General features: G+C 57.7%; 10 protein-coding genes. 5 read left to right on the top strand and 5 right to left on the bottom strand.

What is annotated here, in order from left to right; all coding sequences use genetic code 11:
* Positions 1 to 24 precede the first annotated feature (24 nt).
* Positions 25 to 1,323: a two-component system sensor histidine kinase RstB gene (rstB, locus tag ACOTZC_RS03385; RefSeq protein ID WP_045401324.1), complete on the top strand. Its 1,299-nt coding sequence runs from the start codon at positions 25 to 27 to the stop codon at positions 1,321 to 1,323.
* A gap of 73 nt (positions 1,324 to 1,396) precedes the next feature.
* The gene (tus, locus tag ACOTZC_RS03380) at positions 1,397 to 2,326 is read left to right on the top strand and encodes a DNA replication terminus site-binding protein (protein WP_421635586.1); all 930 of its coding nucleotides are present in this window, start codon (positions 1,397 to 1,399) and stop codon (positions 2,324 to 2,326) included.
* Here the strand turns inward: tus and fumC are convergent, their stop codons facing one another.
* Both fumC and fumA read right to left on the bottom strand, forming a co-directional pair.
* A complete protein-coding gene (gene fumC, locus ACOTZC_RS03375) occupies positions 2,327 to 3,721 on the bottom strand; it encodes a class II fumarate hydratase (protein WP_421635585.1) in 1,395 nt (464 codons plus the stop codon).
* 183 nt (positions 3,722 to 3,904) lie between these two features.
* A complete protein-coding gene (fumA, locus tag ACOTZC_RS03370) occupies positions 3,905 to 5,551 on the bottom strand; it encodes a class I fumarate hydratase FumA (RefSeq protein WP_023311463.1) in 1,647 nt (548 codons plus the stop codon).
* 199 nt (positions 5,552 to 5,750) lie between these two features.
* Between fumA and manA the strand changes: the two genes are divergently transcribed.
* Positions 5,751 to 6,926 carry a mannose-6-phosphate isomerase gene (gene manA, locus ACOTZC_RS03365; RefSeq protein WP_248169087.1) on the top strand — a complete coding sequence of 392 codons (1,176 nt, stop codon included), beginning with the start codon at positions 5,751 to 5,753 and terminating at the stop codon, positions 6,924 to 6,926.
* Between the two features lie 99 nt (positions 6,927 to 7,025).
* A complete protein-coding gene (locus tag ACOTZC_RS03360; protein WP_421635584.1) occupies positions 7,026 to 8,558 on the top strand; it encodes a YdgA family protein in 1,533 nt (510 codons plus the stop codon).
* A 39-nt stretch (positions 8,559 to 8,597) separates the two neighbouring features.
* On the opposite strand, the gene ACOTZC_RS03355 is transcribed toward ACOTZC_RS03360, so the two are convergent.
* Together ACOTZC_RS03355 and ACOTZC_RS03350 are read right to left on the bottom strand one after the other, a co-directional pair.
* Positions 8,598 to 9,452 carry an alpha/beta fold hydrolase gene (locus ACOTZC_RS03355; protein WP_421635583.1) on the bottom strand — a complete coding sequence of 285 codons (855 nt, stop codon included), beginning with the start codon at positions 9,450 to 9,452 and terminating at the stop codon, positions 8,598 to 8,600.
* A 15-nt stretch (positions 9,453 to 9,467) separates the two neighbouring features.
* Positions 9,468 to 10,448 (bottom strand): MBL fold metallo-hydrolase, encoded by a 981-nt coding sequence (locus ACOTZC_RS03350; protein WP_163353726.1) that lies wholly within the window; start codon positions 10,446 to 10,448, stop codon positions 9,468 to 9,470.
* A 108-nt stretch (positions 10,449 to 10,556) separates the two neighbouring features.
* Between ACOTZC_RS03350 and ACOTZC_RS03345 the strand changes: the two genes are divergently transcribed.
* The gene (locus ACOTZC_RS03345) at positions 10,557 to 11,453 is read left to right on the top strand and encodes a LysR family transcriptional regulator (RefSeq protein ID WP_163353725.1); all 897 of its coding nucleotides are present in this window, start codon (positions 10,557 to 10,559) and stop codon (positions 11,451 to 11,453) included.
* A gap of 2 nt (positions 11,454 to 11,455) precedes the next feature.
* On the opposite strand, the gene ACOTZC_RS03340 is transcribed toward ACOTZC_RS03345, so the two are convergent.
* Entirely contained in the window at positions 11,456 to 12,484 is a 1,029-nt protein-coding gene (locus ACOTZC_RS03340) for a Mal regulon transcriptional regulator MalI (RefSeq protein WP_163353724.1), read from the bottom strand.
* Between the last annotated feature and the right edge of the window lie 139 nt (positions 12,485 to 12,623).

Below are 12,623 nucleotides of genomic sequence, written 5' to 3'. Positions count from 1 at the left end.
ATAGCGTTTTTTCGGTGAGACCCAATGAAAAAGCTGTTTGTGCAGTTTTATCTTTTACTGTTTGTCTGCTTCCTGGTCATGACCATGCTGGTCGGGCTGGTCTATAAATTCACCGCCGAACGTGCGGGCAGGCAGTCGCTGGACGATCTGATGAAAAGCTCGCTCTACCTGATGCGCAGCGAGCTGAGAGAGATCCCGCCACACGACTGGGCGAAAACCCTCAAAGAGCTGGACCTGAATCTGTCGTTCGATTTACGCATCGAGCCGTTGAAAGATTTCGATCTGGATCCGCCCGCCATGCAGCGTCTGCGCGATGGGGACATCGTCGCGCTGGATGAGAAATACACCTTTATCCAGCGCATACCGCGCAGCCATTACGTGCTGGCCGTCGGGCCGGTGCCCTATCTCTACTATCTCCACCAGATGCGTCTGCTGGACATGGCGCTGATGGCTTTTATCGCCATTTCGCTCGCGTTTCCGGTTTTTATCTGGATGCGCCCGCACTGGCAGGACATGCTGAAGCTGGAATCCGCCGCGCAGCGTTTTGGCGAGGGGCATTTTACCGAACGCATTCACTTCGACAGCGGTTCCAGCTTTGAACGTCTGGGCGTGGCTTTTAACCAGATGGCCGATAACATCAATGCCCTGATCGCCAGCAAGAAACAGCTGATCGACGGGATTGCGCACGAGCTGCGCACGCCGCTGGTTCGTCTGCGCTATCGTCTGGAGATGAGCGAGAATCTGACTGACGCGGAGTCTCAGGCGCTTAACCGCGACATCGGCCAGCTTGAGGCGCTGATTGAGGAGCTGCTGACCTACGCGCGCCTCGATCGTCCGCAAAACGAACTGAACCTCAGCACGCCGGATCTGCCCGCGTGGCTGCAAACCCATATTGACGACGTTCAGAGCGTAAACCCGCAGCGCACGCTGTTAACGCGCGTCACGCCGGGTGATTACGGCGCGCTCGATATGCGCCTGATGGAGCGCGTGCTGGACAATCTGATGAACAACGCCATGCGCTACAGCGAAAGTACGCTACAGATCGGACTGGATTTGCAGGGCAACCAGGCCAGCCTGACGGTGGAGGATGACGGTCCGGGGATTGCCCCGGAAGCGCGAGAAACCGTGTTTGAACCGTTTGTCCGCCTCGACCCCAGCCGCGATCGCGCCACTGGCGGATGCGGCCTGGGGCTGGCGATTGTTTACTCTATCGCGCAGGCGATGGGCGGCACGGTGCATTGCGAAGAGAGCGAGCTCGGCGGCGCGCGCTTCTGCTTTAGCTGGCCGGTGTATCATAACATCGCCCTTCCCGTCCCTGCCTGACCTCAACCGCACGCTGGCCTGACCCGGCGTGCTGTGCTATATGATAAGTATGTTGTAACTAACGAGAGTGCTTATGGCGACCTACGATCTCCTCGAACGGCTGAACAGCACGTTTCGGGAAATAGAACACGAGCTCCTGACCCTGACCGAACGTTTGCAGAACTGCCGCCTGCTGGCCGCGCGCGTCTTTACCCTGCCCGAGGTGGCTAAAGGGGCCGAGCACGACCCGCTGGACACCATCGAGGTTGAACAGCACATCGGCAGCGCCGCCCTTGAGCTGGCGCTGAAGCACTATCGCCGACTGTTTATCCAGCAGCAGTCAGAAAACCGCAGCAGTAAGGCCGCCGTGCGTCTGCCCGGTGTGATCTGCCTGCAAACCGATGCGACAACGCGTGACGCGCTGGAAAGCCAGATTACCCATCTCAACACCCTGAAAGCGGCCTTTGAAAAGATCGTTACCGAAGAGTCCGGCCTCGCCCCTGCCGCCCGGTTTGAATGGGTGCACCGTCAGCTTCCGGGGCTGATTACCCTGAACGCCTATCGCACGCTGACGGTACTGCGTCACCCCGCCACGCTGCGCTTCGGCTGGGCGAATAAGCACATCATTAAAAACTTCACCCGGGATGAGATTCTGGCGCAGCTGGAAAAAAGCCTGAAGACGCCGCGCACCGTCGCACCGTGGTCGCGCGAGCAGTGGATTGAGCGCCTGGAGCAGGAGTACCACAGCATCGCCTCGCTTCCGGCGGACGCGCGCCTCAAGATAAAGCGCCCGGTGAAGGTGCAGCCTATCGCCCGCGTCTGGTATTCCGGCCAGCAAAAACAGGTTCAGTATGCCTGCCCTACGCCGCTGATTGCGCTTTATGATGCCGACCGGGGAGCTATCGTGCCGGATATTGGTGAGTTGCTGAATTACGATGCTGAAAATGTCCAGCACCGTTACCGACCTCAGGCGCAGCCGCTGCAGCTGATTATTCCGCGGCTGCACCTGTACGTGGCGGGATGACTATTTCAGGCTGCCGACCATCGCCTCAGGGCGCACCCAGGCATCGAAATCCTCCTCCGTGAGATAGCCCAGCGCCAGGGCGGAGGCTTTCAGCGTCAGCCCCTCTTTATGCGCTTTTTTCGCGATCTCGGCGGCTTTGTCGTAGCCGATATGGGTATTCAGCGCCGTCACCAGCATCAGGGATTCATTGAGCAGCTGGCTGATACGCTCGCGATTCGGCTCAATCCCTACCGCACAGTGCTCGTTAAAGCTCTCCATCCCGTCCGCCAGCAGACGAATCGATTGCAGTACGTTATGGATCACCATCGGGCGATAGACGTTCAGCTCGAAGTTGCCGGACGCACCGCCCAGGTTGACGGCCACGTCGTTGCCCAACACCTGACAGCAGAGCATGGTCATGGCTTCGCACTGGGTCGGGTTCACTTTACCCGGCATGATGGAGCTGCCCGGCTCGTTTTCCGGAATACTGATTTCACCGATGCCGCAGCGCGGACCCGAGGCCAGCCAGCGCACGTCGTTGGCGATTTTCATCAGCGAGGCCGCCAGCCCTTTCAGCGCGCCGTGGGTGTGGACCAGCGCATCGCAGGTCGCCAGCGCTTCGAACTTGTTGGGCGCCGTGACGAACGGCTGCCCGGTGATGTTTGCCAGCTCCTCCGCCACGCGCACCGCGTATTCAGGATGGGTGTTTAACCCGGTCCCGACCGCCGTTCCGCCGAGCGCCAGCTCCGCCAGGTGCGGCAGGCTGTACTCAATATGCTTCAGGTTATGTTCCAGCATCGCCACCCAGCCGGAAATCTCCTGGCCGAGCGTCAGCGGCGTGGCGTCCTGCAGGTGCGTACGGCCAATTTTGACGATGTCGCGGAAGGCCTGCGCTTTCTCGTTGAGTGTGGCTTTCAGGACGTTAAGCTGCGGGATAAGCTGCTCGCGTATAGCGATGACCGCCGCCACGTGCATCGCCGTCGGGAAGACGTCGTTGGAACTCTGGCTTTTGTTGACGTCATCGTTCGGATGGACCTTACGCTCCATGCCGCGCACGCCGGCCAGCAGTTCGCTGGCCCGGTTCGCCAGCACTTCGTTCATGTTCATGTTGCTCTGAGTGCCGGAACCGGTCTGCCAGATGGCGAGGGGGAATTCGTCGGGATGCTTACCCGCCAGCACTTCGTCGGCGGCGTTGATGATGGCGGTCGCTTTTTCTGCCGGCAGCAGGCCTAAATCCTGGTTCACTTTAGCGGCGGCGCGTTTGGTGAGCGCCAGCGCCTGAATCAGCGAGACGGGCATTTTTTCAGTCGAAATACGGAAGTGCTCCAGCGAACGCTGGGTTTGCGCGCCCCATAGCTTATCGGCCGGGACGTCGATGGCGCCCATCGAATCTTTCTCATGGCGTACCGTGGTCATTACTTTCTCCTTGATAACAAAAGAGGGATTGCTCACATGCTTAAGGAATAAGTATTGATGACTTCTGAGAAACGATATGGCGCTTTGTGCGCTCTTTTTGATGTCGGGTGGCGCTGACGCTTACCCGACCTACCAGACTCGTAGGCCGGGTAAGGCGCAGCCGCCACCCGACAATTTACAGAATTACTTCACGCACGCCGAACACTGGGACGACTGGATCTGCTTGAAGAAGTCGTTGCCTTTGTCATCCACCAGGATAAACGCCGGGAAGTCTTCCACTTCAATTTTCCAGATCGCTTCCATACCCAGTTCCGGGTACTCCACGCACTCCAGGCTCTTAATGCTGCCCTGCGCCAGAACCGCAGCCGGGCCGCCGATGCTGCCGAGGTAGAAGCCGCCGTGCTTGTGGCAGGCGTCCGTAACCTGCTGGCTGCGGTTGCCTTTCGCGAGCATGATCATGCTGCCGCCGTTGGCCTGCAGCTGGTCAACGTACGAGTCCATACGCCCTGCCGTGGTTGGGCCTAACGAGCCGGATGCGTAGCCTTCAGGCGTTTTCGCCGGGCCGGCGTAGTAGATCGGGTGATCTTTAATGTACTGCGGCAGCCCTTCGCCGTTGTCCAGACGCTCTTTCAGCTTCGCGTGCGCGATGTCGCGGCCCACGATGATCGTGCCGTTCAGCGAGAGACGGGTCGAGACCGGATACTGCGAAAGCTGCGCCAGAATCTCTTTCATCGGACGGTTCAGGTCAACGCGAACCGCTTCACCCTCACCCGCTTTGCGCAGCTCTTCCGGAATGTATTTGCCCGGGTTGTTTTCCAGTTTTTCGATCCACACGCCTTCGCGGTTGATCTTGGCCTTGATGTTTCGATCCGCAGAGCAGGACACGCCCATCCCGACCGGACAGGAGGCACCGTGACGCGGCAGACGGATCACGCGCACGTCGTGGGCAAAGTATTTGCCGCCAAACTGCGCGCCGAGGCCCAGATTGCGCGCCTCTTCCAGCAGTTCCTGCTCAAGCTGCACGTCGCGGAACGCCTGGCCGTGCTCGTTACCTTCGGTAGGCAGGCCGTCGTAGTATTTGGTTGAGGCCAGCTTGACGGTTTTCAGCGTGCTTTCCGCCGACGTACCGCCAATCACAAACGCGATATGGTACGGCGGGCACGCCGCGGTGCCGAGGGTGCGCATCTTTTCAACCAGGTAATTCTTCAGCTTGCCCGGGGTGAGCAGCGCCTTGGTTTCCTGGTAGAGATAGGTTTTGTTGGCTGAACCGCCGCCTTTGGCGATGCAGAGGAATTTGTACTCGTCACCATCCACGCTGTAGAGATCGATCTGTGCTGGCAGGTTGGTGCCGGTGTTGACCTCTTTATACATATCCAGCGCCGCGTTTTGGGAATAGCGCAGGTTATCTTCGGTGTACGTGTTGTAGACGCCGTGCGCTAGGGCCGCTTCGTCACCGCCGCCGGTCCAGACGCGCTGGCCTTTTTTACCGACGATGATCGCCGTGCCGGTGTCCTGACAGGTAGGCAGAATACCTTTCGCGGCGATGTCTGAGTTACGCAGGAACTGCAGGGCAACGTATTTATCGTTTTCGCTGGCCTGCGGGTCGCTCAGGATATCGGCAACCTGCTGCTGGTGCGCAGGACGCAGCATAAACGAGGCGTCGTGGAAAGCGTGCTGCGCCAGCAGCGTTAGCGCCTGAGGATCGACCTTGAGGATCTCTTGTCCTTCAAACTCAGAGACGGAGACGTGATCGCGGGTTAACAGGTAATACTCGGTCCGATCCTTACTGAGGGGGAAAGGATCCTGATAATGGAAGGGTTTATTCGACATTGGTCTCTCACTTACTGCTTCGGTCTGTTTATTCAGGGCAGATGTTCCGCTGCCCGGCTTAAAAGCGAGTCAGCTTATCCTACACAATTTTTTAACAAAAACTGAGACTAGTACGACTTTTTACATCCACAGGTTACTTCCATGAGGTTTATTGCTTTAATACCCGGAGTTAATTCCACAATTGAATCAGGGCTTGATAATGCAAAAACTCATTAACTCAGTGCAAAACTACGCCTGGGGAAGTAAAACTGCGTTAACGGATCTCTACGGTATCGCGAACCCGAACAACCTGCCGATGGCAGAACTGTGGATGGGGGCACACCCGAAGAGCAGCTCAAAAATTGAAGACGCCAGCGGCCAGGTACGCAGCCTGCGTGACGTGATTGATGCCGATAAAGCCGCGCTGCTGGGCGACAAGGTGGCTCAGCGCTTTGGGGAACTGCCGTTCCTGTTCAAGGTGCTGTGCGCCGACCAGCCGCTCTCCATTCAGGTTCACCCGAACAAGAAAGCCTCTGAAATCGGTTTTGCGAAAGAGAACGCGGCGGGTATTCCGTTGGACGCCGCCGAGCGTAACTACAAAGATCCTAACCACAAGCCGGAGCTGGTGTTCGCGCTGACGCCGTTCCTGGCGATGAACGCGTTCCGCGAGTTTTCAGAGATCGTCTCCCTGCTGCAACCGGTCGCGGGTGCCCACAAGGCTATCGCCCACTTCCTTAAAAACCCGAACGCGGACGCGCTGAGCCAGCTGTTTGCCAGCCTGCTGAATATGCAGGGTGAAGAGAAATCTCACGCGCTGGCGGTACTGAAAGCGGCTCTGGGCAGCCAGCAGGGTGAACCGTGGGAGACTATCCGTCTGATCTCCGAATTCTACCCGGACGACAGCGGCCTGTTCTCCCCTCTGCTGCTGAACGTGGTGAAGCTGAACCCGGGCGAAGCGATGTTCCTGTTTGCCGAAACCCCGCACGCCTACCTGCAGGGCGTGGCGCTGGAGGTAATGGCCAACTCAGATAACGTGCTGCGCGCGGGCCTGACGCCGAAATACATCGATATTCCTGAGCTGGTTGCCAACGTGAAGTTTGTGGCGAAACCTGCCGCGGAGCTGCTGACTCAGCCGGTGAAAAACGGCGCAGAGCTGGACTTCCCGATTCCGGTTGAAGATTTTGCTTTCTCCCTGCACGACCTGAGCCAGGCCGAAACCGCCATCGCGCAGGAAAGCGCGGCGATTCTGTTCTGCGCCGAGGGCGAAGCGACGCTGCGCAAAGGCGAACAGCGTCTGGTGCTTAAGCCCGGTGAGTCAGCATTCGTTGCAGCCAATGAGTCTCCGGTCAGCGTAAGCGGCACCGGTCGTCTGGCGCGCGTTTTCAATAAGCTTTAAGCACTTACTGAATTTTTTAACAACTCTTGCTAAGCTAGTTGCAGGCTTAATATCTCCAGGCGGTTTTTACCGCCTGGTTTCATTTTAGGGATAGTCGCAATGAAAAAATCGGTCGTAGCGGTTGGAGTGATTGTAGCGTTAGGCGTGGTCTGGACGGGTGCCTCCTGGTTTACCGGGAAACAGCTGGAAGGCCGTCTGGCTGAGATGGTGGCGCAGGCTAACGGAGAGATTAAGCGCAGCGCGCCGGAGGCGGGCCTTGAGCTGAGCTACCAGAATTATCATCGTGGCGTGTTTACCAGCCGTATGCAGCTGGTGGTGAAGCCGATTGCCGGTGCTGAAAACGGCTGGCTGAAACCGGGCCAGAGCGTGGTGCTGGATGAGGTGGTGAGCCACGGTCCGCTGCCGCTGGCGCAGCTGAAGTCCTTTAACCTGATCCCGTCGATGGCGTCCGTTCATACCGTGCTGGTGAATAACGACGTCACCAAACCGCTGTTTGACCTGGCGAAGAATGAATCGCCTTTCGACATTAATACCCGAATTAGCTATGCCGGTGACACGAGTTCCAATATTGCCCTGAAAGCGCTGAACTACGAGAAAGAGAATGAGAAAGTCGCCTTCAGCGGCGGTCACTTCAAACTTGACGCTGACCGCGACGGAAACGTGTTCTCCCTGACGGGTGAAGCGGAAAGCGGCCTGGTCAATGCCGTGAACGAATATAACCAAAAGGTTCAGCTCACCTTCAACAACCTGAAAGCCGACGGCAACAGCCGAATGACCGATTTCCAGGAGCGTATCGGCGATCAAAAACTGTCTCTCGACAAGGTTGCCATTGCGGTTGAAGGAAAAGAGATGGCCGTGCTGGAAGGCATGGACGTCAACGGCAAATCAGACGTTTCCAAAGACGGTAAGAGCATCAACACCCAGTTGGATTACACCCTGAAGAGCCTGAAGGTGCAGAATCAGGATCTGGGCACCGGCAAACTGTCGCTGAAGATCGGCAATATCGACGGCCAGGCGTGGCACGAGTTTAGCCAGAAATACAGCAAAGAGAGCCAGGCGCTGCTGACCGATGCCGCACTCCAGCAGAACCCTGAGGTGTATCAGCAGCAGGCGATGGCGGTACTGTTCAACAACCTGCCTGTCCTGCTGAAAGGCGAGCCGGTGATCACCGTTGCGCCGCTGAGCTGGAAAAACAGCAAAGGCGAAACCAGCTTTAACCTGTCGCTGTTCCTGAAAGATCCGGCAACCGCAACGGGTGAACCGCAGACGCTGGCGCAGGAAGTGGATCGCAGCGTTAAGTCGCTCGACAGCAAGCTGACCATCCCGATGGATATGGCGACCGAGTTTATGACCCAGATTGCGAAGCTGGAAGGCTACGGCGATGAAGACGCCGGCAAGCTGGCGAGCCAGCAGGTGAAAGGTCTGGCGGCCATGGGTCAGATGTTCCGCATCACCAAAGTGGAAAACAACACGATCTCCACCAGCCTGCAGTACGGCAACGGCCAGGTAACGCTCAACGGCGACAAGATGCCGCTGGAAGAGTTCGTCGGCATGTTTGGTATGCCGACTCTGGGGATGCCGGAACCGGCTGAACCGGCAGCGCCAGCCGAACCGGCGGCACCGCAGCAGTAAACAGCAAAACCCCTCACATGAGGGGTTTTTTATTGCCCGCTAACTTTTCCATCCCGTCAGGAAATCCAGCAGAAGCGCGTTCACTTTCTCTGGCTGCTCCTCCTGCGGCAGATGGCCGCACTCATCAATCCCCTGCGCCCGCAGGTTCTCCGCCATTTCGGCCCAGACGCTTTCCATATCGAAAAGCTTGCCGACCGCATGAAAATCATTACCCCACAGCGACATTACCGGGCAGGTGATTTTCACCTCAGCGTCAGCCATATCCTGCGCCACATCCTCTGCGTTGGCGCGATAGTCAGCCATTGCGCCACGCACGGCACCCGGCGCCTGATACGCCCGAACATAGGTATCAAACGCCTCACCGCTGATGGTAGACGGATCGTAGGTCCAGTCCGAGAAAAAGTGGCGCAGCCAGATATGCTCCCGACCCGCAATCAGCGCTTCCGGCAGGTCTGGTACAAGATGAAACAGAAAGAACCAGTATGCACGCGCAATCGACGCATTCAGATCGCGCGCCACAATGCGCGTTGGCACGTTATCCATCACCACCAGTCGATCCACCAGTTCAGGGTAATCTTTTGCAAACCGCGTCGCGACGCGCGCGCCGCGATCGTGCCCCACCAGTACCACTTTCTGTAAACCCAGCACACGCATCAGCTCCCTGATGTCCCGCGCCATGTTGCGTTTATCATAGCCAGAAGCAGGTTTATCCGTTTCGCCATACCCGCGTAAATCTGGCGCAATCACGCGATAGTGCCGGGACAATACAGGTATCTGGTAGCGCCAGGCATAGTTTGTTTCAGGGAAACCATGCAGGAGAATAACCGGTGCGCCTTCACCCTCTTCGACCACATACTGACGGATACCGTTTGCCGTTACAGTGTAACTTTGCATGTTCGTGACCTCACATTATTTCAGCAGAGGCACGTTGGCCGCACGTTGATAAGGACCGTAATTTACCGGGTTCCAGCTAAAGCCCTGCTGCCCGGCGGTAATATGCCCGATACCGGGGAAAGGCAAATGCGCTGCGGCCATCCACTCACCGTCTTTCGCCAGCGCGTTAAATTCCTTCGCCCGGGATGAGATGGCTTTTTTCGGATCGACATCAAAGCGAATAGACACCTCAGGGTGCGGGAACTGGACGGCAGGCGCATGAATCAAATCCCCAATGAAGTTGATAGCCGTCCCCTGCGACGCAAAGCGATAAACGGTACTGCCAGGCGTATGACCAGTGGCATAGGTCGTCTGGACTTCCGGGATCGGCGAAGCTGGCGGGACGAAGGTTTTAAGATGCCCGGTGGCTTTATACGCAGACAGAGCATTCCTGGCGATAGCGAAATACTCCTTCGCGTTAGCCGGCGCGCTCGCTTCTTTTGCAGGGTCAAGCCAGTAGTCGGCCTCCCCCTGCGGTACGTAGACGGTGGCATTGGGGAACAGCGCCTTACCGTCTGCATCGCTCAGGCCGCACACGTGGTCAAGATGCAGGTGGGTCAGGAAAATGGTATCGACCCGATCGGGACGATACCCTGATGCGTTTATATTGCTGACCAGCTGGCCGGCCGTTTCCGACATGCAGTTGCCTCCTCCGCTGTCAATCATCACTAGGTGTTTACCGGTATTCACCAGGAAGGCGTTGAAGGCAGTAGGCATGCGTTCGGCATCAATTTTGTGTTGAGCCAGCAGTTCGCGAACCTTGTCGCCTGAGAGCCCGTGTAGCAAGGCAGGCGAAAGATCGTTATAGCCGTCGAAAAGCGCCGTCACCTCATATTCCCCGACCGCCAGACGATAATACCCCGGGACCTGCTGTTTCACCTGCGCAGGGGCATCTGCCCATGATGAGCTTGCAAAGAGCAGGCCGCTGAACGCCAGAACCGTTTTCAACTTTTTCATCTTCACTCCAGACTGATATTTTTTCAGGTTGTGAAGAGACTATGGCAGCGTAACGATTAATAATGTAGACATGTACTTTGATAGGTCAGCATAACGAAAAGCGATACAATGAAGCTGGAAGACGTTGAAGTGTTTGTCGAAGCCGTCAAGGCGGGTAGCCTGGCGGGCGCCGCGCGTCGGCTCTCTGTGAGCGCCATGGCGGCATCACGGTCTCTTAATAATCTTGAGGCGGAACTGGGGGTCAGGCTGGTGCACCGCACCACGCGTTCCCTCTCACCCACCAGCGATGGGGACGTTTTTTTACCCCATGCGCAGGCGCTGCTGGAAGATAAAAATAATGCGCTGGCCGATCTGTTTCCCGAGGGGACGCATCTTACCGGACGCCTGCGCATTACCGCCTCAGCAGGGTTTGGCCGTAAGATCGTTGCTCCTATGCTGACCCGGTTTATGCAGCAACATCCCGCCCTGCAGGTTGATTTACTCGCCACCGACGAACAGGTGGATATTGTCGGAAAAGGCATAGACGTGGCGTTACGCATTGCTCCGCTGCGAGACAACCGATTAGTTGCCCATCGCCTGTGTCACAACCCACGGGATCTCTGCGCCAGCGCGGCGTATCTTGCCGCAAATGGCTATCCAAAATCGTTTAACGATCTGGCGGCACACAGCTGTCTGACCACGTCAGATACCGTCCACTGGTCATTCGAACAGGGCGAACAGCGCTACAGGCAAAAGGTCTCGGGCCGATTCTCCGCGAACTCTGTTGAGGCCATTTTCGAAGCCTGCCTGGGAGGGTTGGGCATCGCCAATTTATCTCGCTGGTACGTAGAACCGGCCTTCAGAGAGGGTAAACTCGAGCGGATCGTCCTGGAGGATGTCCGGCCGGAATCGCTGGCCGTTTGGGCGGTTTATCCGACCTCCAGGCTGATCCCGGCAAAAGTACGAAAATTTGTGGAGGCACTGGAAGCCGAACTGTTGCTCAATCCGCTAACGCAACTCACCTGATACTATTTTACCGGCACCAGGCGCGCCGCCACAATCTGGTGCCCGGCCTGCACATCCGTATTTTCGATACGCTGCATGATTCTGTCCGCCAGGGTGTAACCCATCTCCCGCGCGGGGGTAGTGGCCCAGACGATCGGCAGATCGTCCAGCGCGTTTTCACCGACGTCGGCGAACGCCCCCAGCGCCACCTGGTGGCCGAAGAAGGTTTCCACCCCGCCCTCGCCGCTCTGACGCCCGGCGCGGATCAGGCCAAACCAGGCGCCCATGGCAATCACATCGTTGTAGCAAATCACGGCGCTGATCGTCGGACTGCTGCGCAGCAGCGCGCCTATCGCTTCCGCCGCTTTCTTCTGACTGGATTCACACTCCACGACCCATTCGCTGTGGAACGGCAGGCCGTATTTAATCAGCGTCGCGCAGTAGCCGCCGACCCGCTCGGCGCGGGTCAGGGACGAGCTTTTCCCACCGAGCCACGCAATGCGCTGGTGTCCGCGACGAATAAGATGCTCGGTCAGCATTTGCGCGGCCTGCATGTTATCCGGGCGCAGCGTATCGGCCTCGTCGAGGTAGCTGGCGCGCGAAGCAAACACCAGCGGCACGCCTTTTTCGGCGGCGCGCTCGCACAGCTCGCTGCCCACGCCCGACGCTCCGGCGACGATTACCCCGTCAACACCCTGATTCAGCAGCATATCGAGCCGGGAAAGAAGCTGATCGGCCTCGCGACCGCCGTGCAGAAGAAAGACCATCCGCCCCTGCGCTTCAAGCGCTTCGGTTAACCCGGCGGTCAGCTCCGCATAGAAAGGTGACGTCAGGTCGCGAACAATCAGGCCAATCACTCCGCTTTGCCCGCCGCGCAGCGCCGACGCCTGACGGTTACGCACAAAACCCAGCTGCTCAACCGCCTCGTTAACCCGCTGACCGGTCGCAGGAGAGATGCGCCCTTTTCCGCTTAGCACCAGAGAAACGGTGCTGACGGAAACGCCCGCCGCCAGCGCGACATCGTTGATGGTGATTTTTTTCGCTACAGCCATGTGTTGGCGTGACTCCCTGAAATGAGATCGGTAAAACGTTTTATCAATACGTTATCTTTATACTACCAGTCAAAGCCTGAGAATGTGATTTAGCGCGCACTAAACTTTGATAAAACGTTTTATCTTCTCGCAGCATTGA

The organism is Enterobacter cloacae complex sp. SHL009 (genome assembly GCF_049237205.1).
Lineage (GTDB): Bacteria > Pseudomonadota > Gammaproteobacteria > Enterobacterales > Enterobacteriaceae > Enterobacter > Enterobacter cloacae_M.
The sequence above is the reverse complement of the archived record's forward strand: the minus strand, read 5'-3'. Positions and strand labels throughout refer to the sequence as shown.